Source organism: Methylobacterium iners, from assembly GCF_022179305.1.
Taxonomy (GTDB): Bacteria; Pseudomonadota; Alphaproteobacteria; order Rhizobiales; family Beijerinckiaceae; genus Methylobacterium; species Methylobacterium iners.
The window spans coordinates 12,456-36,869 of the sequence record NZ_BPQP01000038.1; the positions used below are offsets into that span (position 1 = coordinate 12,456).

The window sequence follows — 24,414 nt, forward strand, 5'->3', positions numbered from 1 at the left end:
GTGCGGGGCGATCCATCATGCGCGGTGTCCGGATGATCCGATCAGGGAGCCTGAAGGCTGAGCTCGCGCGGGCTCGCAGGCTGGGCCGCGCCGCGCCACCTGTTCAGCTCCGCATCGATGGCGTCCTGCGTTCCGCGCAGGAATTCGCCGCCGGTCAAGCCCGGCTTCAGGGCGTCGAGGTAGCTGACGACGACGGTGCCGGAGCGCTTGTGCGCGCCGCCATGGGGCCAGTACAGGCCGGAATTCACCGCCACCGGCAGCACGGGCAGGCCGAGCTTGCCGTAGAGGAGCTCGACCCCGCGCTTGAACTGCACCGGCGCGCCGATGTCGCCGCGGGTGCCCTCGGGAAACATCAGGACCGAGCGCCCCTGCGCGATGGCCGCGCGGCTCTCGTCGATCATGGTGCGCAGGGCCTGCGAGCCGTTGGAGCGGTCGATGATGATCATGGGCGAGCGGCGCAGGAACCAGCCGACGATCGGGATCGCGACGAGTTCGCGCTTGGCAACGATGGCGACGTCAGGGACCAGCACCAGGAAAGCCAGCGTCTCCCAGGCCGATTGGTGGTTGGCGACGATGAGGCAGGGCTCGTTCGGGATGCGCTCGCGGCCCTCCTCGACATAGGTGAGGCCGACGATGCGGGAGAGGCCGAACAGGATGCCTCGGGCCCAGAGCCGCGTCGCCGACCGGATCGGTGCGGGCGGCGAGCCCATGAAGGCGAGCACCAGCAGGGGGGCGATGAACAGCCCGGTCCAGGCGGCCCAGTAGAGGTTGAAGAGCACGGAACGGGTGCGCGGCACGTGGCGGAGTCCTCGATCTGCGTTGCCGTCGGATTCTTCCCAACGCTTGGGGAGCGCGGCATTTCCGCGGCGACGCCCGATGCGATCCGGTCTATCGAGGGCGCGCCATTCCCGGCACCCTAGCACGAGCTCGACCCGTTGCGCCTCACCGTCACGACCTGGAACATCAACTCGGTCCGCCTGCGCATCGATCAGGTGCTGCGCTTCCTCGCCGAGACGAAGCCCGACGTGCTCTGCCTGCAGGAGACGAAATGCCCCGACGACGCCTTCCCGCTGAAGGCCTTTCGCGGCTCGGGCTACGAGAACGTCGTCTTCGCCGGCCAGAAGGGCTATAACGGCGTCGCGATCCTGTCGCGGTTTCCGCTGCTGACCCGCGACGTGATGGCCTTTTGCGAGCGCCCGGACGCCCGCCACATCTCGGCGGTGCTGGGGCCGGAGGCCGGCGCGGCGGCTGGTATCGTGCTGCACGACTTCTACGTGCCGGCGGGCGGCGACGTGCCCGACCGTGGGCTCAATCCGAAATTCGCGCACAAGCTCGACTTCCTCGACGAGCTCCGGCGCTGGGGCGGCCGGCGCCCGAGAGGGCCGGCGATCCTGGTGGGCGACCTCAACGTCGCACCCCTCGAACACGACGTCTGGTCGCACAAGCAGCTCCTCGACGTGGTGAGCCATACCCCGCACGAGACCGAGCGGCTCGAGACCCTGCGCGGCGAGGCCGGCTGGATCGACACGGCCCGGCTGCTGACGCCGGAGCCCGAGAAGATCTACACCTGGTGGAGCTACCGCTCGCCGGACTGGGCCGCGGCCGACAAGGGCCGGCGCCTCGACCATGCCTGGGTCTCGCCGGACCTCGCGGGCACGGTTCGGGAGGTCACGGTTTCCCGCCACGCCCGGGCCTGGGAGCGGCCGTCCGACCATGTGCCGGTGACCCTGACGCTGGAACTGTAGGGTCGCGGCCCGGAACGCTAAGGCATCGGGCGGCATTTCCCTGGCAACCCTCGATTCAGGAGCCAGACCCGAATGCGCAAGCTGATCCTCGCCTACGTCCTCCCCAAGGTCATCGCCTATCTCAGCCGCCGCTTCTCCGGTCGCCCGGGCCGTCGCAGCTACTGAGAATGGATCTTCGGGATCGCCGCCTCCGCGGCGATCCCGCTCCAGATTGATGCAAGATCTTTGAGCGAAGTGCGCGTGCGACCTCACCGTTCAGCGGCGGAAGGTGTCGCAACATCGTCCCCAGCAGGCCGTGTCCGCCGCCGCCCGTAGGCGAGATAGATCGCGAGCCCCAACCCTAGCCAAAGGGCCAGGCGGGCCCACGTGTCGCCTGGCAGCCCGCTCATCAGGCCGAGGCAGGACAGGATGCCGAGGATTGGGACCAGCGGCGCCAGCGGCACCCGGAACGGTCTCGGTTGCCCGGGCCGCGTCCGGCGCAGGACCAGCACCGCCACGCAGACCATGATGAAGGCGAACAGCGTCCCGATGCTGACGAGTTCGCCGAGCACGTCGATGGGCACCAGGGCCGCGACGAGGGCGGTCGCAACCCCGATCACCCCCTGGCTCGTCTCGGGCGTCCGGAACCTCGGATGCACCCGCGCGAAAGCCGTGGGCAGCAGGCCGTCGCGGGCCATCGCGTAGAAGATGCGAGCCTGGCCGTAGAGGGCGCCGAGCGCTGCGGTCGTCAGGCCGAGGATGGCCCCGACCTTGACCACGATCGCGAAGGCTCCGAGCCCGATCGTGTCCACGGCCTTCGCGATCGGATCGGGAACGTTCAGCGCGGGATAGGGTACGAGGCCGGTGAGCACGGCCGCCACTGCGACGTAGAGCAGGGTGCAGATCGCCAGCGACCCGAGCACGCCGATCGGCGCGTCCCGCTGCGGGTTCCTGGTCTCGCCGGCCGCCGTCGAGATCGCCTCGAAGCCGATGAAGGCGAAGAAGACCACGCCGGCTCCGCGCAGCACCCCGCTCCAGCCGAACTCGCCGAAGGTGCCGGTGTTCTCCGGGACCAGCGGCGTCCACAGGGCGGTGTTCACGTAGGCTGCGCCGATGCCGACGAAGGCGAGGATGATCGCGACCTTGAGGACGACCATGGTGAGGTTGACGCGGTTCGTCTCCCGGTTGCCGCGCACGAGGAGGAGGGTCAGGGCGAGGACGAGGCCGGCCGCGGGCAGGTTGAGGAGCCCGGTTTCGCCGCCCGGGAGCGCGGTGCCCGGAGAGGCGGTCAGCGCAGGCGGCAGGTGGAGCCCGGCATCGGCCATGAGGCTCTGCACGTAGCCCGACCAGCCCACGGCGACGGTGGCGGCCGACATCGCGTATTCGAGGACGAGGTCCCAGCCGATGATCCAGGCCCAGAATCGGCCGAGCGTCGCGTCGGTGTAGGCGTAGGTCGAGCCCGGCACGGGGATCATCGCCGCGAGCTCGGCGTAGCAGAGCCCGACGAAGGTGCAGGCGATCCCGCCGAGGACGAAGGAGAGCATCAGCCCCGGCCCGGCATATTGCGCGGCCGCCGTGCCGGTCAGGACGAAGATCCCTGCGCCGATGGTGGCGCCGACCCCGAGGGCGATGAGGCTGAGGGCGGAGTGGTCCCGCGCGAGCTGCGGTGATCCGCTCACCTCCGCCTCGCCCGTCGGCAGGGGCAGGACCGAGGCGGTTTGCTGATCCATCGTGCCAAGTCCCCCCGAGGCGCGCAGGGCGCAGGGCGTCCGAGCAAGTCCCGCGCCCGCCCCCTGGCGTCTCTCCGCGTTTCGTGTATGACGGACGCCACCTCGACCCGGCAACGGGCGGGGCACGACCCGTTTGCGGACGCGACCGTGCTGGACGACATCCCGGCACCGGCCCCGACCCGAACCTCGCGCGGCTCCGCAACGAGCCGCCGATCCCGACCAAACCCCATCTGAAAGGGCCAGCGATGTCGATCTCGGCAGAGCGCAAGACCGCGCTCATCAAGGAATACGCACAGGGCGGCAAGGACACCGGTTCGCCGGAGGTCCAGGTGGCGATCCTCACGGAGCGGATCACCAACCTCACCGGCCACTTCAAGACCCACGGCAAGGACAACCATTCCCGCCGCGGTCTCCTGAAGATGGTCTCGCAGCGCCGCTCGCTGCTCGATTACGTCAAGCGCAAGGACGAGGCCCGCTACAAGAGCCTCATCGAGCGTCTCGGCATCCGCCGCTAAGGTGGTTTTTCACGCGGTCCCGAGCCTGGCTCCGGGCCGCGTTTTCGTAAGAGCATCGGCCCGAGAAGCGGGAACCGGTTTTTGGATCAACCGATGCTCCAGCAAGGCCGCGCCGCCGGAGTGGGTCCGGCCGCGCGAAGATCGGGCGACTTGAAGGCGCCACGGTCGGGGACAGGATCGCCAGCGGCTTCTCTCCCGGAGGAGAAGCCGCTGGCCGTCTTGCCCCTGGCCGCGCCGGGTCCGCCCGACCGCACGATGGCAAGGGAAAGACAGAATGTTCGACGTACAACGTGAAGAGCTGATGTGGGGCGACCGCAAGCTCGTCCTCGAGACCGGCAAGGTCGCCCGCCAGGCCGACGCCGCCGTGATGGCGACCTACGGCGACACCTCGGTGCTCGCCACCGTCGTCTCGGCCAAGGAGCCGAAGGCCGGGATCGACTTCCTGCCGCTCACCGTGAACTACCAGGAGCGCGCCTACGCCGCCGGCCGCATTCCGGGCGGCTACTTCAAGCGCGAGGGCCGCCCGTCCGAGAAGGAGACCTTGGTCTCCCGCCTCATCGACCGCCCGATCCGCCCCCTTTTCGTCGAGGGCTGGCGCAGCGACACCCAGGTCGTGATCACCGTCCTGACCCACGACCTCGAGAACGATCCCGACATCCTCGCCATGGTCGCGGCCTCCGCCGCCCTGACGCTGTCGGGCGTGCCCTTCATGGGCCCGATCGGCGCGGCCCGCGTCGGCTACATCGGCGGCCAGTACAAGCTGAACCCGCCCGTGCCCGAGATGGAGGCCTCGACCCTCGACCTCGTCGTCGCCGGCACGCAGGACGCCGTCCTCATGGTCGAGTCCGAGGCCAAGGAACTCGCCGAGGACGTGATGCTCGGCGCCGTGATGTTCGGCCACAAGCACTTCCAGCCGGTCGTCGAGGCGATCATCCGTCTCGCCGAGAAGGCCGCCAAGGAGCCCCGCGACTTCACCGCGCCGGAGAACGAGGAGGTCGAGAAGGCCGTGCTCGCCGTCTGCGAGACCGAGCTGCGCGAGGCCTACAAGAACACGGTCAAGCAGGAGCGCTACGCCGCCGTCGATGCCGTGAAGGCGAAGGTGGTGGCCGCCCTCTGCCCCGCCGAGGGCGAGCAGAAATTCGCGCCCGAGAAGGTCAAGGCCGCGTTCAAGGAAGCCCAGTCCAAGGTCGTGCGCTGGAACATCCTCGATACCGGCTCCCGCATCGACGGCCGCGACGTGAAGACCGTCCGTCCGATCGTGTCGGAGGCCGGCGTCCTGCCCCGCGCCCACGGCTCGGCGCTGTTCACCCGCGGCGAGACGCAGGCCCTCGTGGTGGCGACGCTCGGCACCGGCGAGGACGAGCAGTTCATCGACGCGCTGGAGGGCACCTACAAGGAAACCTTCCTGCTGCACTACAACTTCCCGCCCTACTCGGTGGGCGAGACCGGCCGCATGGGCTCTCCGGGCCGTCGCGAGATCGGACACGGCAAGCTCGCCTGGCGGGCGATCCACCCGGTGCTGCCGCCGGCCCACGAGTTCCCCTACACGATCCGCGTCGTGTCCGAGATCACCGAGTCGAACGGCTCGTCCTCGATGGCCTCCGTTTGCGGCGGCTCGCTGGCGCTGATGGATGCGGGCGTGCCGCTGCGCCGTCCGGTGGCCGGCATCGCCATGGGCCTCATCCTCGAGGGCGAGCGCTACGCCGTGCTCTCCGACATCCTCGGCGACGAGGACCATCTCGGCGACATGGACTTCAAGGTGGCCGGCACGGAGGAGGGCATCACCTCCCTCCAGATGGACATCAAGATCGCCGGCATCACCGAGGAGATCATGCGGGTCGCCCTCGACCAGGCGCAGGCCGGCCGCGTCCACATCCTGGGCGAGATGGCGAAGGCCCTCACCGACGCGCGGCCCGAGCTCGGCGAATACGCGCCGCGCATCGAGACCATGCAGATCCCCACCGACAAGATCCGGGAAGTGATCGGCACCGGCGGCAAGGTGATCCGCGAGATCGTCGAGAAGACCGGCGCCAAGATCAACATCGACGACACCGGCACCGTGAAGATCGCCTCCAGCGACGGCAAGGCCATCAAGGCCGCCTATAACTGGATCCGCTCGATCGTGGCCGAGGCCGAGGTCGGCGTGATCTACGACGGCACCGTCGTGAAGACGATGGAGTTCGGCGCCTTCGTGAACTTCTTCGGCGCCAAGGACGGTCTCGTCCACATCTCGGAACTCGCCGCCCAGCGCGTCGCCAAGGTCACCGACGTGGTGAAGGAGGGCGACAAGGTGAAGGTGAAGTTCCTCGGTCAGGACGACCGCGGCAAGATCCGCCTCTCCATGAAGGTCGTCGACCAGCAGACCGGCGAGGACATCACCGAGAAGCTGAAGGCCGAGCGCAATGCCGACAAGGACCGCGAACGCGGCGGCGACCAGGAGCCCCGCCGCGAGCGGGGCGAGCGGCGCAACGCCGGCGAGTAAGCGGCTCGCCTCACCGAAGGCATGGAAGCGCGGTCCCTCCGGACCGCGCTTTTTTGTTGCCCCGTTTCCCGGCTTGGCGTCCCGGCGGTTTGGCCTATTCCGCCCCAGTGAATCGCTGCCTCGCGCAGCGCCCGAGGAGATCTCTCATGACCGACCTCGTCTTCTACACCCATCCCATGTCCCGCGGCCGGATCGTGCGCTGGATGCTGGAGGAGGTCGGTGAGCCCTATCGGACCGAGGTTCTCGGCTACGGGGCCTCGATGAAGGCGGCCGACTACCGGGCGATCAACCCGATGGGGAAGGTGCCGGCGATCGTGCATGGCGACACCGTGGTGACCGAGTGCGCCGCGATCTGCGCCTATCTGGCCGATGCCTTCCCCGAGGCCGGCTTGGCGCCGCCGCCGGGCAGCGCGGCGCGCGGCCCCTATTACCGCTGGCTGTTCTTCGCGGCCGGGCCGGTCGAATCGGCGGTCCTGAACAAGGCGCTCGGCGTCGAGGTGCCGCCCGAGCGCAAGGCGACGGTCGGGTACGGCAGCATGAACGAGGTGCTCGACGCCCTCGAAGGCGCGGTGACGGGCCGCGAGTACCTCGCAGGCGGCGCCTTCAGCGCGGCGGACCTTTACCTCGGCTCGCACCTGGCCTGGGGCATGCAGTTCGGGACGCTGGAGAAGCGGCCGGCCTTCGAGACCTATGTCGGCCGGTTCAGGCAGCGTCCGGCGGCCCAGCGCGCCAACGCCATCGACGACGAACTGCTGAAGAATGCCGGTGGCGCATAGCCGCCCTCCCGGAACGCCGGCGCCTCCCCGGCGTTCGCCTCGCAATTCCCCGACATCCAGGAGTTTGCGAGTCATGTCGAACGCGATGATCACCGACATCTTCAGCGGCGAGCCCAACCTGACGACGACGGAGCGGGCCGTGTCGGTCGTGCTCGGCCTCGGTATCGCGGCCGCCGCCGCCCAGCCCCGCCCGAACAAGTGGCTCAGCCTCGCCGCGCTGATCGTGGGTGCCGGCCTCGCGATCCGCGGCGCCACCGGACATTGCGCGATGAAGGCGGCGGCGCAGCAGGTCTAGTTTTCACGGGGTGGGGGCGGATCCCCGCCTCCCTCGCGGGGGCGTATCGACCATCAGCACTCCCTTTGTCATTCCGGGGCGCCGCAGGCGAGCCCGGAACCCAGAACCGCCGACGCGGCAAGGTGAGAGTCGCCGGCGGTTCTGGGTTCCGGGCTCTGCTGCGCAGCCCCCGAATGACAAAGGGTTAGTGCCGCAACGTTGCCAGCCGAAGCGGCTGCGCCTGCCACCGTGCTGCCGCCCGAAGACCTTCGCGGCGCGATGCCGAAATCCGGACGCTCGACCGAGCCGCGATGATACCTCACCGCAGGTGCTTCTCGAGATCCTTCACCCGCTGCTCCGTCAGGGTGCGGGCGCAGCCCGAGATGATCATGGGCTGCATGCTGCCGCCCCCGACCTCCGAGCCGGCGAAGGCGCATTCCCGCTCGCGGAACGTCACCCAGGCCCGCTGTGCCGCGCGTAGCGTCTCGATCCGATCGGGCTCGAGCGCCTTGACGAGCTTCGCGTAGGTCCGGTTCAGCCGCGCGTCGGCCTCACCGTAGGCTTCGGACGCGCAGATGTTCATGTCCAGCTGCGTCACCGGGTTCTTGCAATCCGGTCCCGGTTCGGCGCGCGCCGGACCGGCGGCGAGAGCGAGCGCGGCGAAGAAGCAGGAGAGGGCGGGACGCAGCATGGAGAGGCTCGCGGCAACGACGTGGCGGCCATGAGCCGGGCACGACGCGCGGACCTCTGTCAACGACGAAGGGCGCCCGAAGGCGCCCTCCAAACGATGTCGCGAACGCTCTAGTGCGTCAGAGCGTGGTTCTCGTCCGGCGGCCGGCGATAAAGCCGTAGATCGCCAGCACCACGATGGCACCGACGATGGCGCCGATGAAGCCTGCGCCTTGATTCGGTCCGTACCAGCCCACGGCCTGGCCGATGAAGGTCGCCACGAAGGCGCCGACGATGCCGAGGATCGTCGTGAGGATGAACCCCGACGGCTCGTTGGGTCCGGGCATGATGAACTTGGCGATGACACCGGCAATGAAGCCGATGATGATGGTCCAGATGATACCCATGACGTGACCCTCAGACTCAAGCTTAATCTGGGCAGGAAACGTCCCATCCCTGGACTGGTTGCCCGCCGGACCCGACTTTGTTGCGATGCATCGCAGATGCGGATCGCTGGGCTCTTTACGATGCCGGCTTCGCAGCGGCACAAGGGCCGACGCCGCTTCGGCCGAACGGAGACCCGAGCCCGCCATGACGATCCAACGCTTTGAGACCGGCCCCCGCATGGCGCAGGCCGTCGCGTATCACGGCCTCGTCTACCTGGCAGGGCAGGTCGCGACCGATGCCGTCGGAACCGGCGTGAAGGCACAGACGCAGCAGGTTCTCGCCGAGATCGACCGTCTGCTGGCGCTGGCCGGCAGCGACAAGGGCCGCATCCTCCAGGCCACCATCTACCTCACCAACATCGCGAGCTTCGCCGAGATGAACGCGGTCTGGGATGCCTGGGTCCCGCCCGGGAACACGCCGGCGCGCGCCACCGTCGAGGCGCGCCTCGCCGCGCCCGAATACCTCGTCGAGATCGTCGTCGTCGCGGCCGGAGGCGCGCAATGACGGGCCGCCTCCTCGGCGCGCTCCTCGGCCTGCTCCTCGGGCTGACAAGCCTCGCCCAGGCGCAGGAGCGCGTGGTCAACATCTACAACTGGTCGGACTACATCGACCCCAAGGTGCTGGAAGCCTTCACCCGGGAGACCGGCATCAAGGTCGTCTACGACACCTACGACAACAACGAGATCCTCGAGACGAAGCTTCTGGCCGGCAAGTCCGGCTACGACGTGGTGGTGCCCTCCGGCCCCTTCCTGCAGCGCATGATCCGGGCCGGCATCTTCCAGCCCCTCGACCGCGCCAAGCTGCCCAACCTGATGCACGCCTGGCCCGAGATCACGGCGCGGCTCGCCGTCTACGATCCGGGAAACCTCCACGCCGTCGACTACATGTGGGGCACCACCGGCATCGGCGTGAATCTCGGCCTCGTCCGCGAACGGCTCGGTCCGAACCAGCCGCTGAACACCTGGAGCCTCGTGCTCAACGCCGCTCTCCTGAACAAGCTCAAGGATTGCGGGGTGATGATGCTCGACAGCCCCGAGGACCTGATCCCCAGCCTGCTTCCCGCCTACGGACTGAAGCCCGACACCAAGCGCTGGGACGACATCACCCAGGTGACGGACGCCCTGTTCAAGGTCCGCGGCGCGGTGCGGAAGTTCCATTCCTCGGAATACATCAACGGGCTCGCCGGCGGCGACCTCTGCCTGGCCGTCGGATATTCCGGCGACATCATGCAGGCGAAGAAGCGAGCGGACGAGGCGAAGAACGGCGTCGAGATCGGCTACTTCATCCCCCGCGAGGGCGCGCTGATGTGGTTCGACGCCTTCGCGATCCCCAAGGACGCCCCCCACGTCGCGGAGGCCTACGCCTTCATCGACTACATGATGCGGCCCGAGGTGGCGGCGGCCAACACCAACTTCGTCTCCTACGCCAGCGGCAACCTCGCGGCGAAGGCCCTTGTGAGGCCCGAGATCCTGCGCGACACCGGCATCTACCCGGACGAGGCGATGATGCAGCGGCTCTTCACCAACACCGCCTGGGACGACCGCATGCAGCGCTTCGTCACCCGGGCCTGGACGCGGGTGCGCACCGGGCGGTGAGACTGAGGCCGCCGGCCGGGGGCTACTTTTCCCTCGCATCCTCGATCAGGGCCCTGCGCCTCGCCTCCTCGTCCGCGCCGTAGCGGGCGATGTTCTCGCGGGTCACCAGCACCTGGGGCGTCTCGACGACGCGCGGCACGCTCTGGCCCGCCGAGAGGCGTTCGGCGATCTCCAAACCGATCTCGCCGACCATCATGGGGAAGATGTCGACCGTTCCCGTGAGCTCGCCGGCCCGGATCGAGGCATAGGCCACGGCCGTCCCGTCGCTGCCGAAGACCCGGACGCGGTCCAGGGCCTGCAGCGATTTCAGGGCGTCGACGACGCCGAGCGCCATCGTGTCGTTGTTACAGTAGAACCCGATGAGGTCCGGCGTCCGCGTCACCACGGCCTTCGCGGCGTCGGACGCGATCTGTCGATCCCACTGGCCGGAGGGGGTTGCGGCGACCTCGAACTTTCCCGTCGCGAGAAGCGTCTCGATGAAACCCGCCGTCCGGTGAACCGTCGAGAGGACGCCGGCCTGGCCCTCGATGACCGCGACCTTGCCGCCGGCCGGGTAATGGCGGATGAACCACTTCGCGACCTCGACGCCCATATCGCGGTTGACCGGCCCCACGAAGTGCCGGACCTCGTCGGCGACGGCTCCGTCGACGTTCACGATGGGGATCCGGGCCGCCTTCACCTCTTCCAGGGCGGATTTGAGATTCACGGCCGAGATCGGCGAGATCATCAGCGCCTTGTAGCCGCTGCCGATCATGGTGTGCAGGATCGAGAGCTGGCGAAGCTGATCAGTCTCGCTCTGAGCCGCCTGGATGTCGACCTTGGCGCCGCCGGCCGCGGCACGCCGCCGATAGCCCGCCGCCATGAGGCGCCAGTACTCGTTCGTCTGGGTCTTGAGCACGACCCCGAAGCGGTGTCCGCGCACGCTGGGGGAGGGGCCCAGCGCCTTCGTCAGCTGGGTCCACTTGATCCAGTCCGGTTCGATGTCCGGGTTGAAGGGCGCGGCTCGCGACGGGAGGCAAAGCGACGACAGAAGGCCCGCAGCCATGACGCTCGCCGCAACAAGCCGATGCACGAGGGCTCTCCTTGAACGCTGGGTCCGTTCGCTGTGGTGCAAGCTTGTGGTCGCACCCCTCGGGATAACGAAGCGGCCGCAACGCTCCGAATCACCGCGCCGATTCAATATGAGACGTCGAATGAAACCAAGTAACGCGCGTGACACGACCGAGTGCGACGGACGCGCGTAAAGATTTATGAGGCAGAAGACTGCTGAAATTAATTATTCACTCGAATATCGACTATACGAATTTCTAATTGTATAGATCAATCTATTCGTACTCAGGCTGCATGATCGAAAGATATCCTCTGCAGAACGGCCTCGATCGAGTCCGCCGGTTGCGGCCGGCTGAACAGGTAGCCTTGCAACTCCTGGCATCCTACTCGGCAGAGCAGGCTCTTCTGCTCGATCGTTTCCACGCCCTCGGCGACGATGTTCATCTTGAGCGCTTCGCCGAGACGGATGATGGCTTTGACGATGGCGAGACTTTCGCTGGTCTCGCCGATGTCGCTGATGAAGCTGCGGTCGATCTTGATCTTGTCGAAGGGGAAGCGGCGAAGATAGCTGAGCGACGAATAGCCCGTGCCGAAATCGTCCATCGAGATGCTGATGCCGAGCGCCTTCAGATCGTGCAGGATGGAGAGCGTCACCTCGGAGTTCTGCAGCAGCAGCGACTCGGTGATTTCGAGATCGAGCCGGGTTGCGCAGAGCCCGGATTGACGGAGCGCCCCTTCGACGTCGCCGACGAGGTTCCGATATTGGAACTGCAGCGGCGAGAGGTTGATCGCGACCCTGATGCCGGTCGGCCACGCCGTCGCGTCGCGGCAGGCCCGCTTGAGGATCCATAGGCCGATCTCGGGGATCAGCCCTGCCTCCTCGGCGAGCGGGATGAACTCGGCCGGGGGCACCAAGCCCCGTTCCGGATGATACCACCGGATCAGCGCCTCGAACGCCACCACCGCGCCCGTCTTCGCGTTGACGATGGGCTGGTAGTGGACGGCGAACTGCTCGTTGGCGATCGCCGATCGCAGGCCGAGCTCCATCCTGCGCCGGGCCTGGACCCGCGCGCTCATCTCCGGCTCGAAGAAGCGGTAGATGCCCCGGCCCGCGGCCTTGGCGGCGTAGAGGGCGAGGTCCGCGCTCTTGAGGAGCTCGCTCGGCGTCTCACTGCCGTCGACGGACTCGACGATGCCGACGCTGACGCCGATCGTGATGTGATGCCCGTCGATGTCGAAGGGGCGGTTGAGCACGTCAATCACCCGCTCGGCCAGCGTTCGAGCATCCTCGCCGCGCGTCCGGCCCCGGTGGATGATGGCGAACTCATCCCCGCCGAGGCGGACGACGATGCCACCCTCGCCGACGATGCCGACGAGCCGCGTCGCGGCCTCGCGCAGCAGCTCGTCGCCGACGGGGTGGCCGAGGGTGTCGTTCACGCTCTTGAAGCGATCGAGATCGAGGCAGAGGACGGACAGCACGCTGTCCGGGTGCTTCTCCGGCGTTTCCGCCTGCAAGTGCTCGCGGAACATGACGCGGTTGGGCAGCCCGGTGAGCGCATCATGCCGGACCATGTGGGAAAGGTCGGCCGCCGCGCGCTGCCGCTCGGTGATGTCCTCGTAGGTCACGACGCGGCCCCCGCCGGCCATCGCCTCCTCCGACACCTCTATGGTGCGGCCATCCTTCAGGAGGCAGGTATAGGTGGCGGACTCGGCCTCGCTCCCAGGATCGGAGCCGCCGGGCGGGCGGACGGCCGCCTGCTCCATCAGATCGTCGACGGCCTCCTCGGTCTCGAACATCTCCGAGAAGCGCCGGTTCTGGACGACGAGCGCGTCGTTGGCGTCGAACATGCGCAGGCCGAGCGTCATGTGGTCGAGCGCCGTCTCGAAACGGGCGTTCTGCGCCGCGATCGCGACGTCATGGCTGGATGCCTGCTGGGCCATCAGCTGCTCGATGAAGCCGATCTTCTCCCGGATGCTCGCCTGCATCGTCGCGAGCGCCTTGAGCAGGGTCCCCGTTTCGCCGGAGCCCTGGGCGTCGATCGCATTGTCGAGCTTCCCCGACGCGATGGCGCTCGCCACCGTCACGGCCTTACGGATCGAGGGAACGATCGCGCCGCTCAGCGTCAGCGTGATGATCAGGGCAATGACCACCGAGCCGAGCATCGCCGCGTAGGTCGCCAGGCGGGTGTCGCGGACCATGTCCTCCGCCGCGCGGCGCAGCCGGAACCCGTCGCTGGCATAGACGCCGACCGCCAAGTCGAAGGTGTGCTCGATCGGCTGGAACGCAGAGCGGGTCGCCGGCTCCGCCGCGTTCCTCAGGGAGTCCTGCAATCGCAGGAGGGAGGTCCGCAGACGCCCGGCGAGCTCCTCCCCCTTCGGAGACATCGCTCGCTCGCGGGCGACCTCCAGGGCATCTAGGGCCGACCCGATCTGGTCGACGAAGATGGCGTTGTTCTTCTCGCCGGCCGCGATGTCGCGAGAGATGCCGAGGATGATCGACTGCGCCGAGCGCAGGTAGTTCATCGATTGGAAGGCGTCGTCGTAGATGCCCAGCGCCGTCTGGCTCAGCTTGGTCTGCGTGCCCTGCGAGAGGAAGCCGACGAGCACGGTCACGAGCGTGAGGCTGATGCACCCGAGAAAGATGCGGGTGCGGATCGACATCATCCATGCCGACGTCACCGTGCACTCCTCCTACCGTGTAGCTGGAGGAGCCGGCCGGTTCTCTCAGGTCTGACGCATTCGTCCGGCATCGAGGCTGACGTGAGGGCAGGGCGCCCGATCAGACGTCATCTACGCCGACATCCTTGAGGATTCATTTCGCGACCGGCTTCGGGCACGCTGCCTCGCGCGCCAGGGGTGGCCCGGATCCGCCCCACGGTCTCAAGGGACCGAAAGGCCCGATCCGGGCCGACCGGACTCCCGATCAGTCCTTGAGATCGGCCGGCACCTTGCCGCCGTTCTCCTCGAGCTTCTTGATCACCTGCTTGTGCAGCCAGACGTTCATCGAGGCGGAATCGTTCTTGTCGCCGGTGTAGTGGAGCTCGTCGGCCAGCGCCTTGCGGGCGGTGAGGCTCGAATCGATGTCGAGGAGCTTCATCAGGTCGACGATGGAGGTGCGCCAGTTCAGCTGCTGCGGGTTCTTCTCGGCCATGCCGTTGAGCACGGCCTCGACGTCGACGGGTCCGCCCGAGGCCGAGCCGCCAGTGCCGCCGCTCGTCGGCGTCGCCTGCGAGGCGCCTCCGCCCGTGGAGGGCTGGGCCTCCGTCGAGGAGGGTTTTGCCTGGGCCTCGGAGCTCCCGAAGGGATTCAGGATCTTGCTGACGATGCTGCCGAGAAAGCTCATGGCGCGTTCCTTCTTCTTCGCCGCGGACCGATCTGCCGCGGCGCGGTGACAACGAACCTTCGCTGGGCTCGTTCCCGACGGGCCCGCAAGCGCCCTTCCGGCACGGCGCCGCCAGGATCGGGCTCACCATCGATCGCGCACAGCGGTCCGGCTCGAAACGCAGATGCCGGCCGGACGGCTCGCAGGAGAGGAAAATTCTCTTTCCCGCGGTCGATGGCCGGGTTGGACGAGACAATCTTGCGCCCGTCCGATGCCTATGCGATGGCGCCCGGCGACGCGGCCTCCAACGCGACCCGCGCCAACCTGCCCAGACCTGGAACCGCAAGCCGATGCGCACGCCGCTCTCCGTCCTCGCGACGCTCCTGACCGCCTGCGCGGGGCTCCTCCTTGCCGGCCCCGCGGCGGCCCAGACCATTCCGGTGCGCATCGGCGTCATCCCGGTGATCGGCGCGGCCCCGATCTTCGTGGCGAACGGCGAGGGCTGGCTCAAGGAAGCGGGGCTCAACCCCACCTTCACCACCTTCGAGTCCGGGCCGAACATGATCCAGGCGCTGGCGTCGGGCACCATCGACGTCTACGTCGCCGGCATCGCACCGCTGGCGGTGGCCCGCACCAAGGGCATCGACGTGCGTGTGGTGGCCGCGACGGCGATCGAGGAGATGGTCTTCGTCGCCGGCCCCAAGCTCGCCCCCTACTTCGCCGACGGGGCCGACAAGGCCAAGGCCTTCGAGCTCTTCCGCGCCAAGGAGGGCCGGGCCGCGCGGCTCGCCACGCAGCCGCCCGGCTCCGTACCCAACACCACCCTGCAGCACTGGCTCTGGCAGGTGGCGAAGACCGAGAAGGCCAATGCCGAGGTGGTGTCGATGGGCATCGACGCGACGCAGCAGGCGGTGCTCGCCGGCGCCGTCGACGGCGCCTCGATCCGCGAGCCGGCGCTCACCATCGTTCAGGGCCGCAACCCCGCCATCAAGCTGATCGCGACGGGCGGCGAGATGTTCCCCGACCAGCCGGGTACCGTCGTCGGCGTCTACGGCGCCTTCGCCGACAAGAACCCCGCCGGCGTCGAGGGTCTCGTCAAGGCGCTGGTCCGCGCCTCGGACCTCCTGAAATCCGATCCCGCCCGGGCCGCCGGCCCGGTCGAGGCGGCGCTGGGCAAGGGCATCACGGACATCGCCACGATTCAGAAGGCCCTGACCTCGCCGGCCGCCAAGTTCACCGCCGACCCCCGCGTGATCATCGACGCGACCAAGAAGATGCAGGCGTATCAGGTCTCGATCGGCACCCTCGACAAGGACGTGCCCATCGAGGGGCTGTTCGATTCCCGCTACTACGAGAAGGCGGTGGCGCGCTGAACCCGCACGCACCGACCTGATGCAGGCGCTCCGCTCGACCGGCCTCGCCGCCGCCGGCCTCATCGCCTTCCTGGTCTTCTGGGAGGCGATGCCGCGTCTCGGGCTGATCAATCCCGCCTTCCTGCCGCCGCCGAGCACCATCCCGGCGGCGTTCCTGCGCGAGATCCGGCTCGGCGTCTGGACCGCGGCCGTGGCCTCGAGCCTCAGCCACTACGTGGTGGGCTTGGGCGTCGGGGCGGGCGCGGGCATCGCGCTCGGGATCGCGGGCGGGATGTCGCGCGGGTTCGAGGCGGTCACGGCCTGGATCGTCCGCCTGCTGCGGCCGATTCCCGGGCTGGCCTGGGTGCCCTTCGCGATCATCTGGTTCGGCGTGCAGCCGGAGGCGGCGGTGTTCATCATCGCCATCGGCGTGTTCTGGATCGTGTTCTTCGCGACGCAAGGCGCGGTGCGCGGCGTCGACCGCGACCTCATCGAGGTGGCCCAGGCCTTCGGCTTCCGCTCAGGTCCGGCACGGCTGACGAAGATCCTGCTGCCGGCCGCGACGCCGGGCATCCTCGTCGGCCTGCGCACGGCGCTGGGCCAGGCCTGGATGGCCGTGGTCGCGGCCGAGATCTTCGGCGTGCCCGGCGTCGGCGCGCGCATGATGCAGGCCTCGAGCCTGCTCTCGACCGACGTGGTGGTGGTCTACATGCTGACCATGGCGGCGCTCTACGGGCTGTTCGATTCCGCCTTCGTCGCCCTTCAGGGTTGGCTCCTGCGGTGGCGCGCCTGATGGACGAGGCGATCATCGACATCCGGTCCTTGAGTCTCGCTTACGAGCGGGAGGGCCGGCGCAACGAGATCCTGGCGGACCTCGACCTCAGGATCGCCCGCGGCGAGTTCGTGGTGATCGTGGGCGAATCTGGGGTGGGCAAGTCCACGGTGCTGCGCGTGCTGATCGGGCTCGCCAGGCCGAGTGCGGGAACCGTGCGGCTCGCGACGCGCGCCGGCTGCCGGACGCCGATGGCCCTCGTCTTCCAGGATGCGCGGCTCCTCCCCTGGCGACGGGTGATCGCCAACGTCGCCTTCGGCCTCGAGGGCAGCGGCTTGTCCCGGGCGCAGCGCCGCGCGAAGGCCGCGGAGATGCTGGCCCTCGTCGGCCTCGCCGATTACGGCCACCGCTGGCCCCACCAGCTCTCCGGCGGGCAGAGGCAGCGGGTGGCGATCGCCCGCGCGCTTGCCGTCGATCCCGACGTGCTCCTGATGGATGAGCCCTTCTCGGCGCTGGACAGCTTCACCCGCGAAGGATTGCAGGACGAGCTGCAGCGCATCCAGGCGGCGACCGGCAAGACCATCCTCTTCGTCACGCACGACATCGACGAGGCGGTGACGCTGGCCGACCGCGTCGTCGTGCTCGCCGGCAGCCCCGGCCGGGTGGCGGCCGAGATGGCGGTCACGGTGCCCCGTCCCCGCCGGCGGCGCGACGCGGCGCTCGCCGAATCCGCCCGCCAGTTGCGAGCCGAGCTGTCGCGACGCTCGGCCGAGCTCTAGCCCGGCACTCCGCGTCAGATCCGCGGATCCTGGGCGATCAGCCGCGACACCTTCGCCGCGAGATCGGCCGACTCGAACGGCTTGGCCAGCACCGGCAGGCCGTCGGGGATCGGGATGGCCTCGGCGTGGCCGGTGAGGATGAGCACGGGCAGGCCGGTCCAGCGCCCGCGGACCGCCTCCGCGAGCTCGACGCCGGTCATCCCCGGCATCGCCAGATCGGCGACGACGAGGTCGAAGCGACGCCCCTCCAGGAGCGAGAGCGCTCCGGGCCCATCCGGGGCCTCGGTCGTCCGGTAACCGAATCCGCTCAGGAACGAGGCGGTGACGTGCCGGACCCCGGGATCGTCGTCGACCACGAGGATCTCGGCGTTCTCCCCTGGAGCGACCGCTTCCGCCTTGTCCTTCGGCGCCTCGGCCACCGCCGCGGCGCAGCGGGGCAGGAACAGCTCGACCGTGGTGCCCTGTCCGACCTCGCTCGCGATGCGCAGCCGCCCCTTCGATTGCTGCGCGAGGCCGAACACCATGGCGAGGCCGAGGCCGGTGCCCTGGCCCAGCGACTTCGTGGTGAAGAAGGGCTCCACCACGCGCTGCAGAAGCTCCGGCGGGATGCCGACCCCCGTGTCGGACACGGTGATGACGACGTACTCACCCGCCGACAGATCGGAGTCGTCGGCCACGGCCTCGATCCGCGTCGCCAGGGTGATGGCGCCGCCGTCGGGCATCGCGTCGCGGGCGTTGATGCAGAGATTGAGGATCGCGAGTTCGAGCTCATCGGGGTCGACGAGGGCCGCGGGACCTGTCGGATCGAGGGTATGGGCGACCGAGACGAGGCCGCCGAGGCTGCCGCCGATGAGCTCCCCCATGCCGGCGATCAGCCCGTTCACGTCGACGGCACGCGAGCGCAGGTCGCGGGCGCGGCTGAAGCTGAGGAGACGCTTGGTCAGCGAGGCGCCGCGCCGGGCTGCCTGGGCGGCGTTGTCGACGAGCCTCACGACGCGCGGCTGCTCGGCGACCTTGGGCGCGACGAGTTCGAGGTTGCCGAGGATCGCAGTGAGGAGATTGTTGAAATCGTGCGCGATGCCTCCGGCCAGCGTGCCGAGGGCCTGCATCTTGTCGGATTGGCGCAGGCGCGCCTCCAGGGCCTTCTGCTCCGTGATGTCCCGCTCGATGACCGCCAGATGGGTGATCTCGCCCGATCCGCCCTGGATCGGCACGCGCACGACGTGGCTCCAGCGCTCGGCGCCGGGATTGCCCAGCGCGGCGACGGTGTCGGACGGCGTGCCCGAGGCGCGGACCGCCGCCTCGGCCTCCAGGTTCGTCGCGGCCTGCGCGCCGACGAGCTCCTCCTCCGTCCGTCCCAGGCATTCCGGAACCGTGAGGCCGAGGCGGCCCGCTTTCCGCGCGTTGAGGCGAAGGAAGCGTCCCTCCGCGTCCTTGAAGGCGATGGCGTCCTCGGCATGGTCGAGGAGGCCCATCAGGAGCGCGCGCTCGGTCGCGAGGTCACGCCCGAGGCGGTGACGCTCGAAGGCGTTGCGCACCGTGCTGCGCAGGAGGCTCGCATCCCAGGGCTTGGTGACGTAGCCGGTGATGCCGCCGCGGTTGAGCGCCGCGATCACGGCGCTGATGTCGGCGTAGCCCGTGAGCAGAATCGCCCGGGCATCGTGGAAGGCGCGCGCCTCGGCGAGCAGCGCGTCGCCGGTCATGCCCGGCATGCGCTGGTCGGAGACGATGACCGCGATGTCGGGCTCGGACCTCAGGATGGCCAGGGCCTCGGCCGGCTTCGTCGTGGCGAGGACGCGGTACTCATCCTCGAAGAGGTCTTCGAGGGCGATGAGGATGTCCGGCTCGTCGTCGACGGCCAGGATGGTGCCTCTGGCCATGCTCATGCCGCCTGCCGGGGGATGCCGATCACGAAACAGGCTCCGCCTCCGTCCGCCGCCTCCACGGTCAGCGAGCCGCTATGCGCCTGTACGACGCTGTAGGCAATCGCCAGGCCGAGACCGGTCCCGGCGCCAACGGGCTTCGTCGTGAAGAAGGGCTCGAACACTTTTTCCCTCAAGCCTTCGGGGATGCCGGGACCCGTATCGCTGATCCGGATCCAGTCGGTCTCGGCCGTGCTGACGGTCGCGATCGTGATGGTGCCGCCCTCGGTCATCGCGTCGGCGGCGTTGCCGAGGATGTTCATGACGACCTGATTGAGCAGGGCCGGCGTGCAGTTGATCTCCGGCCGCCCGGCGAAATCCGTGGCGACGGTGACCCGGTCGCCGAGCTTATGCTGGATCAGGGCGAGGACGGTCTCGATCGCCTCCGGAACGTTGACGAGGGTGCGTTCGCCTTCGTCGAGGCGCGAGAACTTGCGCAGGTTGAGGACGAGGTCTTGGATGCGGGTGAGCCCCATCCGCATCGAGCCGACCCGGTCGCGGCATTTCGCGACGGCCCGTTGCGCCGTGGCCTCCTCGGGGAGTGGGATCTCGCCGAGCAGGCGCTCGATGGTGCCCTGGTGGGCGAGGATGAAAGCGAGCGGATTGTTGATCTCGTGGGCGATGCCGGCGACGAGCTCGCCGAGCGAGGCCATCTTGGCGGCCTGGACCAGCTTCGCCTGCGCATCGGTCAGCTTGCGGTTGGCCGTGGCCAGATCCCGGTTGGCCTGTTCGAGGGCGCCCGCGAGGGCCGCGCGCGCCTCGGCCGCCTCGGCCTCGGCGCGGGCGCGTTCGAGGGCCCGCTCGCGGGCGCCGAACTCACCGGCGATGCGGCGGTTGTCCTCCTCCAGGAGCTTGCGCCGGACGAGGCCGCGCACGCGCATGACCAGGATGTCGCCGTCGGCCTTCGAGACGACGTCGTCGGCACCGGCCGCGAAGGCGTCGACGAGGAATTCCTTCGAGGGCGCGCTGCCCGCGATGCCGACGAGCTGGAAGGTCGGTGCCCCGGCCTCTCGCGTCTCGAGCCCCGCCGCGCGGCGTTGGTCGATGGCCCGGCAAAGGGCGAGCCCTTCGTAGCCCGGGCCGAGCAGGTCGATGGTGACGCAGTCGAAGGCGGCGTCCGGCGCGTCGAGGGCGGCGAGCGCGGCCTCGTGCCCGTCCGCGGTCGCGACGGCATGGCCCTCGTGGGAGAGCAGCCCGGCGAGGAAGGTGCGGTAGGTGGCGCTGCCGTCGACGACGAGGACGCGGCCGCGGCGGAAGGCGGAGATGCCGGGTCCGTCGGGCCCGCCCTTGCGCTCGCGCAGCAGGGCGCGGATGCGAAGGATCAGGATGTCGCGGTCGGCCGATTTGGCGACGTAGGCGTCCGCGCCGCTGTCGAGGCCCTGCCGCTCGCCGTCCCGGGCACCCGTCAGCATCAGCACGGGCAGGGTACGGGTGCGCAGGGACAGGCGCATCTGGCGGGTGAACTCGTCGCCGTTCATGCCGGGCAGGTGATGGTCGGCCACCACGAGGTCGGGCAGGAAGGCGTTGAGGTGATCGAGCGCCGCCTCGGCCGTGGCGCAGCGCTCCACTTCGAAGCCCTGGCCCTCCAGGAACAGGCGCAGCTCCAGCGCCTGCGTCTCGGAATCCTCGACCAGGAGAATGCGTGGTCCCACGGCCCCCTTCGCGGCGGGGCGGTTGATCGATGGCCGGATCATCCCGCCTGCTCCGGGGCCGCGATACGTTCGAGCTGCGCCGCGATCCTGTCGAGGGGCAGCACGCTGCCCGCGGCCGACAGGCGAATCGCGGCCGCCGGCATCCCGAAGACGACGGCCGTGCTCTCGTCCTCCGCGATCGTCACCGCGCCGGCCCGGCGCATCTCGAGGAGGCCTGCCGCGCCGTCCTCTCCCATCCCGGTGAGCAGGACCCCGACGCCGCCCCCGCCGGCCTGCCGGGCGAGCGAGCTGAACAGGACGGTCGCCGCCGGCCGCTGCCCGCCGACGGGCGGGGCATCGCTGACGCGCAGGATGCCGCCCGCGCCCAGTTCGAGGTGCCTGTCGCCCGGCGCAACGTAGACCCGACCCGCTTCCGCGAGCTCGCCCGCTCGCGCCAGCGCCACCGGCAGGGTCACGACCCCGTTCAGCCAGGAGGCGAAACCCTCCATGAAGGCGGCGCCCATGTGCTGCACGACGAGGATCGGCAGGGGAAAATCCGCCGGCAGACCGCCGATGACGCGCGCCAGCGCCGGCGGGCCGCCCGTCGAGGCGGCGACCGCGAGGAATTTGGGGGCCGCGCCTCCCACCGTCGGCAAACCCGTGCGCGGGGGAAGGAACGCGGATCGCTCGGACCAGGAGGTCCCGATCGGCCGCCGCCGGATCACGGGCACCTCGGCCATGATGCGAAGCTGCGTGCAGATCTCGCTCGCGATTCCCTCGTAGCCGGCATGGGTCGTCGCCACGGGCTTCTCGACCACCGACAGCGCGCCCGCCCGCAGCGCGTTCATCGAGATCTTGAGGGAGGAATCCTCCACCGAATCGGCGATCACCACGATGGGCGTCGGCCTGTCGGCCATGATCCGGCGCGTCGTCTCCAGCCCGTCGATGCCGGGCAGCCGGATGTCCATGGAGATGACGTCGGGCGCAGCTGTGGCCAGCGCCGCCAGCGCCTCCTCCCCGGAGCCGACCGCGGCGACCAGTTCGAGCCGGGGGTCGCGGGACACGATGTGGGTCAGGAGGTGGCGCACGACGAGGGAATCCTCGACGAGCATCACCCTGACCCTCTTCGCCCCCGTGCCTGCGGTCTCGCTCAAAGCAATTGTCCGATGGTGTCGAGGAGTTGGCGCTGATCGAAGGTCTGCTTGGTCAGGTAGGCATCCGCGCCGAGGGCGAGGCCGCGCGCGACGTCCTCGGCGTCGCCCCGCGAGGTCATCAGGATCACGGGCAGCCGCGCGAAGGCCGCCTCGGCCCGCAGGGCCTCGACGAGGCCGAACCCGTCAAGGCGCGGCATCTCGACGTCGGCCACCACGAGGTCAACAGGCTCGATCCCGGCGCGCAGGCGGTCGAGGGCATCCTGGCCGTCGACGCAGACGACGACACGGTAGCCCGCGGCCTCCAAGATCCCCTTCTCCAAGGTCCGCGTGGTGATGGAATCGTCAACGACGAGAATCGTCGAACGTCGCGCCGGCGCGGTCGTTCCCCAGGTTTCACTGCGTAGCTCCGCCGCGGGAGCCGCGCCCTCGGCCGCGCGCTCGATGACGCCGTCCGGATCGAGGACGAGGCAGGGCGTGTCCTCGCCCAGGATCACCGTCCCGGCGATCAGGCGAGGATCGGCGCCGATCGGCGGCGGCGGGAGCACGAGGAGGGTGTGCACGTCCTGCAACCGGTCGACGGCGAGCACGCAGCGCCGCCCGCCCGCCCGCACCAGCACGCCGACCACGATGCCGTCGGTGGCGGGCACGCTCGCCCCGTCTCTCCCGATCAGATGGCCGAGTTCGATGACGGGAAGCGTTTCGGTTGCCTCGCCCGTGGCGCCCAGCCGGACGACGCGCCGTCCCATCACGACCTCGACGTCCGCTTCCCGGAGCCGCAACAGGCGTTCGGCGGCGCCGCTCGGGAGGGCGTAGGTCGCGGCTCCGGCCTCGACGAGGAGCATGCTGCGGCGGGCCGCCGAGAGCGGCAGGATCATCTCCAGGGAGGTGCCCCAGGGTTGGCGCGGTGCGAGCCGGACGCTGCCGCCGAGCTTCCGCACGGCCTCCGCGACGACGGCCAGGCCGATGCCGCGGCCGGACAGGGTGTCGATCGTCGGCGCGGTCGAGAAGCCGGGCTCGAAGACGAGGGCGAGCAGGCGCTCGGAATCGGTTGCTTCGCCCGGGGCGAGGAGGTTGCGGCGGCGCGCCGAGGCCTCGATGGCGGCGAGGTCCGGCCCCCGGCCGTCGTCCTGCACGGTGAGCCTCAATCGTCCGCCCCGGACCGCGACGTCGAGGCTGATCGACAGGGCGGGGGGCTTGCCCTGACGGCGGCGTGACTCGGGCGGCTCGGCCCCGTGGCTGAGGGCGTTGCGCAGCGCGTGCAGGACGGGGTCCTTGAGGACCTGAAGGGTGCCGCGATCGACGGGCAGATCGAGGCCGCGAAGGGCGATATCGATCTCCCGGCCCTCGTCGCGCGCCATCTCGCGCAAGGCTCTGGCGAAGCCGCCGAACGCCGTCTCGACCGGAACGAGGGCCAGCCGCTCGGCCTCGCCGCGAACCCGCGAGACGGCCCCATCGATGGCCGCAGCCGTCCCGGCACGGGTCCGCGCCAGTTCGACGGCGTCCCGCGCGAGGGCGAGCAGGCCCGTCTCGAACGCGCGCAGGTCTGCGCTCGTCACGGCCTTGGGCTGGCGCTTGCCCGTCTGCCCGCCGTTATCTCCGCGCAGGCGCTCCACGCTCCGGGCGAGGTCGCGGGCGCTCGCAGAGATCCGGGCGAGGCCCTCGGCGACGGTGCTCTCACCGCCGAGGGCGCTCGCCAACTCGTGCGTCGCGCGGGTGAGCGCCTCGACGGCGTCGGCCGGTACCCGAAGGAGCTGGGAAGCCTCGGGCGGAGGCTCGGGCTGGGGGGGCGCTGCGTCCCCCGGGCGATCCCTCTGCACCGGCGCAGGGGCGCTCCGCTGCGCCGCGCCGCCATCGCGGTCATCGAGGCTCGCCAGGGCATCCTCCGTCTCGTCCCCGGACGCGCCGCCGGAGGCGTGGGTCTCGATCCGATCGAGAGCGAGGTGGACGGCCGCCGTGGTCTCGCGGTCGAGGGCCGCCGTGCCGCTCGCGATCCGCTCGAACAGCGATTCCAGCCGGTGGGCGATCGCCTCGATCCGCGGCAGGTCGACCGCCCGGGCCGCGCCCTTGAGGCTGTGCGCCCGGCGGAAGATGTCTCCCCAATCCGGCGGACGGCCCTCGCCGCCGGCGAGCGCGGCGCGGATCGCATCGACGTGCTCGCGGTATTCGATCGCGAAGGCGGCGAGGAGCTGCTGGCGAATATCCACCGTCTCGGACCGCCCC

Annotated in this window: 21 protein-coding genes; 10 read left to right on the forward strand and 11 right to left on the reverse strand. The window is 69.6% G+C overall.

Annotated elements, in window-relative coordinates:
- Nucleotides 1–41 precede the first annotated feature (41 nt).
- Nucleotides 42–797, reverse strand: coding sequence for a lysophospholipid acyltransferase family protein (locus tag MFF55_RS13535; RefSeq protein ID WP_238244626.1), 756 nt, complete (start codon nt 795–797; stop codon nt 42–44).
- A 138-nt stretch (nt 798–935) separates the two neighbouring features.
- Between MFF55_RS13535 and MFF55_RS13540 the strand changes: the two genes are divergently transcribed.
- Nucleotides 936–1,745: an exodeoxyribonuclease III gene (locus tag MFF55_RS13540; RefSeq protein WP_238244627.1), complete on the forward strand. Its 810-nt coding sequence runs from the start codon at nt 936–938 to the stop codon at nt 1,743–1,745.
- A gap of 248 nt (nt 1,746–1,993) precedes the next feature.
- On the opposite strand, the gene MFF55_RS13545 is transcribed toward MFF55_RS13540, so the two are convergent.
- Entirely contained in the window at nt 1,994–3,454 is a 1,461-nt protein-coding gene (locus tag MFF55_RS13545; protein WP_238244628.1) for an amino acid permease, read from the reverse strand.
- Nucleotides 3,455–3,699: 245 nt separating this feature from the next.
- Here MFF55_RS13545 and rpsO point away from each other — a divergent pair, with 245 nt between their 5' ends.
- From rpsO to MFF55_RS13565, 4 genes are all read left to right on the forward strand, one after another.
- On the forward strand, nt 3,700–3,969 hold the full coding sequence (gene rpsO / locus MFF55_RS13550) for a 30S ribosomal protein S15 (RefSeq protein WP_238244629.1): 270 nt from the start codon (nt 3,700–3,702) through the stop codon (nt 3,967–3,969).
- A 274-nt stretch (nt 3,970–4,243) separates the two neighbouring features.
- Entirely contained in the window at nt 4,244–6,451 is a 2,208-nt protein-coding gene (gene pnp, locus MFF55_RS13555) for a polyribonucleotide nucleotidyltransferase (RefSeq protein WP_238244630.1), read from the forward strand.
- A gap of 146 nt (nt 6,452–6,597) precedes the next feature.
- Nucleotides 6,598–7,227 (forward strand): glutathione S-transferase family protein, encoded by a 630-nt coding sequence (locus MFF55_RS13560; RefSeq protein WP_238244631.1) that lies wholly within the window; start codon nt 6,598–6,600, stop codon nt 7,225–7,227.
- Between the two features lie 73 nt (nt 7,228–7,300).
- Nucleotides 7,301–7,522, forward strand: a complete 222-nt coding sequence (locus tag MFF55_RS13565) for a YgaP family membrane protein (RefSeq protein WP_238244632.1) — start codon at nt 7,301–7,303, stop codon at nt 7,520–7,522.
- Between the two features lie 298 nt (nt 7,523–7,820).
- On the opposite strand, the gene MFF55_RS13570 is transcribed toward MFF55_RS13565, so the two are convergent.
- On the reverse strand, nt 7,821–8,192 hold the full coding sequence (locus tag MFF55_RS13570) for a lysozyme inhibitor LprI family protein (RefSeq protein ID WP_238244633.1): 372 nt from the start codon (nt 8,190–8,192) through the stop codon (nt 7,821–7,823).
- Between the two features lie 118 nt (nt 8,193–8,310).
- The gene (locus MFF55_RS13575; RefSeq protein ID WP_238244634.1) at nt 8,311–8,577 is read right to left on the reverse strand and encodes a GlsB/YeaQ/YmgE family stress response membrane protein; all 267 of its coding nucleotides are present in this window, start codon (nt 8,575–8,577) and stop codon (nt 8,311–8,313) included.
- Between the two features lie 184 nt (nt 8,578–8,761).
- On the opposite strand from MFF55_RS13575, the gene MFF55_RS13580 reads away from it, so the two are divergent.
- On the forward strand, nt 8,762–9,121 hold the full coding sequence (locus MFF55_RS13580; RefSeq protein ID WP_238244635.1) for a RidA family protein: 360 nt from the start codon (nt 8,762–8,764) through the stop codon (nt 9,119–9,121).
- On the forward strand, nt 9,118–10,212 hold the full coding sequence (locus MFF55_RS13585) for a polyamine ABC transporter substrate-binding protein (protein ID WP_238244636.1): 1,095 nt from the start codon (nt 9,118–9,120) through the stop codon (nt 10,210–10,212). Before MFF55_RS13580 ends, MFF55_RS13585 begins: the two co-directional genes overlap by 4 nt.
- 22 nt (nt 10,213–10,234) lie before the next feature.
- Here the strand turns inward: MFF55_RS13585 and MFF55_RS13590 are convergent, their stop codons facing one another.
- The 3 genes from MFF55_RS13590 to MFF55_RS13600 form a co-directional block, all read right to left on the reverse strand.
- Entirely contained in the window at nt 10,235–11,284 is a 1,050-nt protein-coding gene (locus MFF55_RS13590; protein WP_238244637.1) for a substrate-binding domain-containing protein, read from the reverse strand.
- Nucleotides 11,285–11,547: 263 nt separating this feature from the next.
- Nucleotides 11,548–13,941 carry a putative bifunctional diguanylate cyclase/phosphodiesterase gene (locus tag MFF55_RS13595; RefSeq protein ID WP_238244638.1) on the reverse strand — a complete coding sequence of 798 codons (2,394 nt, stop codon included), beginning with the start codon at nt 13,939–13,941 and terminating at the stop codon, nt 11,548–11,550.
- A gap of 244 nt (nt 13,942–14,185) precedes the next feature.
- Nucleotides 14,186–14,605: a DUF3597 domain-containing protein gene (locus MFF55_RS13600; RefSeq protein WP_238244639.1), complete on the reverse strand. Its 420-nt coding sequence runs from the start codon at nt 14,603–14,605 to the stop codon at nt 14,186–14,188.
- Between the two features lie 329 nt (nt 14,606–14,934).
- Here MFF55_RS13600 and MFF55_RS13605 point away from each other — a divergent pair, with 329 nt between their 5' ends.
- From MFF55_RS13605 to MFF55_RS13615, 3 genes are read left to right on the forward strand one after another with little or no spacing between them, the layout of a single operon-like run.
- The gene (locus MFF55_RS13605; RefSeq protein ID WP_238244640.1) at nt 14,935–15,957 is read left to right on the forward strand and encodes an ABC transporter substrate-binding protein; all 1,023 of its coding nucleotides are present in this window, start codon (nt 14,935–14,937) and stop codon (nt 15,955–15,957) included.
- Between the two features lie 19 nt (nt 15,958–15,976).
- Complete coding sequence (locus tag MFF55_RS13610) at nt 15,977–16,729, forward strand: ABC transporter permease (protein WP_238244641.1); 753 nt, start codon at nt 15,977–15,979, stop codon at nt 16,727–16,729.
- The gene (locus tag MFF55_RS13615; RefSeq protein ID WP_238244642.1) at nt 16,729–17,487 is read left to right on the forward strand and encodes an ABC transporter ATP-binding protein; all 759 of its coding nucleotides are present in this window, start codon (nt 16,729–16,731) and stop codon (nt 17,485–17,487) included. Before MFF55_RS13610 ends, MFF55_RS13615 begins: the two co-directional genes overlap by 1 nt.
- Nucleotides 17,488–17,501: 14 nt before the next feature.
- On the opposite strand, the gene MFF55_RS13620 is transcribed toward MFF55_RS13615, so the two are convergent.
- Genes MFF55_RS13620 through MFF55_RS13635 form a run of 4 tightly spaced genes read right to left on the reverse strand, consistent with a single transcriptional unit; the run spans nt 17,502 to nt 24,398 of the window.
- Nucleotides 17,502–19,367: a response regulator gene (locus MFF55_RS13620; protein ID WP_238244696.1), complete on the reverse strand. Its 1,866-nt coding sequence runs from the start codon at nt 19,365–19,367 to the stop codon at nt 17,502–17,504.
- 2 nt (nt 19,368–19,369) lie between these two features.
- Nucleotides 19,370–21,103 carry a response regulator gene (locus tag MFF55_RS13625; protein ID WP_238244643.1) on the reverse strand — a complete coding sequence of 578 codons (1,734 nt, stop codon included), beginning with the start codon at nt 21,101–21,103 and terminating at the stop codon, nt 19,370–19,372.
- Nucleotides 21,100–22,152, reverse strand: coding sequence for a chemotaxis-specific protein-glutamate methyltransferase CheB (gene cheB / locus MFF55_RS13630; protein WP_238244697.1), 1,053 nt, complete (start codon nt 22,150–22,152; stop codon nt 21,100–21,102). Before cheB ends, MFF55_RS13625 begins: the two co-directional genes overlap by 4 nt.
- Before the next feature lie 38 nt (nt 22,153–22,190).
- Nucleotides 22,191–24,398, reverse strand: a complete 2,208-nt coding sequence (locus MFF55_RS13635) for a hybrid sensor histidine kinase/response regulator (protein ID WP_238244644.1) — start codon at nt 24,396–24,398, stop codon at nt 22,191–22,193.
- Between the last annotated feature and the right edge of the window lie 16 nt (nt 24,399–24,414).

Coding starts and splice junctions, on each gene's coding strand:
- cheB (WP_238244697.1), bottom strand. CDS start 22,152: ATGCTCGTCGAGGATTCCCTCGTCGTGCGCCACCTCCTGACCCACATC.
- MFF55_RS13605 (WP_238244640.1), top strand. CDS start 14,935: ATGCGCACGCCGCTCTCCGTCCTCGCGACGCTCCTGACCGCCTGCGCG.
- MFF55_RS13600 (WP_238244639.1), bottom strand. CDS start 14,605: ATGAGCTTTCTCGGCAGCATCGTCAGCAAGATCCTGAATCCCTTCGGG.
- MFF55_RS13570 (WP_238244633.1), bottom strand. CDS start 8,192: ATGCTGCGTCCCGCCCTCTCCTGCTTCTTCGCCGCGCTCGCTCTCGCC.
- MFF55_RS13625 (WP_238244643.1), bottom strand. CDS start 21,103: ATGATCCGGCCATCGATCAACCGCCCCGCCGCGAAGGGGGCCGTGGGA.
- rpsO (WP_238244629.1), top strand. CDS start 3,700: ATGTCGATCTCGGCAGAGCGCAAGACCGCGCTCATCAAGGAATACGCA.
- MFF55_RS13580 (WP_238244635.1), top strand. CDS start 8,762: ATGACGATCCAACGCTTTGAGACCGGCCCCCGCATGGCGCAGGCCGTC.
- MFF55_RS13615 (WP_238244642.1), top strand. CDS start 16,729: ATGGACGAGGCGATCATCGACATCCGGTCCTTGAGTCTCGCTTACGAG.
- MFF55_RS13585 (WP_238244636.1), top strand. CDS start 9,118: ATGACGGGCCGCCTCCTCGGCGCGCTCCTCGGCCTGCTCCTCGGGCTG.
- MFF55_RS13560 (WP_238244631.1), top strand. CDS start 6,598: ATGACCGACCTCGTCTTCTACACCCATCCCATGTCCCGCGGCCGGATC.
- MFF55_RS13575 (WP_238244634.1), bottom strand. CDS start 8,577: ATGGGTATCATCTGGACCATCATCATCGGCTTCATTGCCGGTGTCATC.
- MFF55_RS13610 (WP_238244641.1), top strand. CDS start 15,977: ATGCAGGCGCTCCGCTCGACCGGCCTCGCCGCCGCCGGCCTCATCGCC.
- MFF55_RS13565 (WP_238244632.1), top strand. CDS start 7,301: ATGTCGAACGCGATGATCACCGACATCTTCAGCGGCGAGCCCAACCTG.
- MFF55_RS13545 (WP_238244628.1), bottom strand. CDS start 3,454: ATGGATCAGCAAACCGCCTCGGTCCTGCCCCTGCCGACGGGCGAGGCG.
- MFF55_RS13620 (WP_238244696.1), bottom strand. CDS start 19,367: ATGGCCAGAGGCACCATCCTGGCCGTCGACGACGAGCCGGACATCCTC.
- pnp (WP_238244630.1), top strand. CDS start 4,244: ATGTTCGACGTACAACGTGAAGAGCTGATGTGGGGCGACCGCAAGCTC.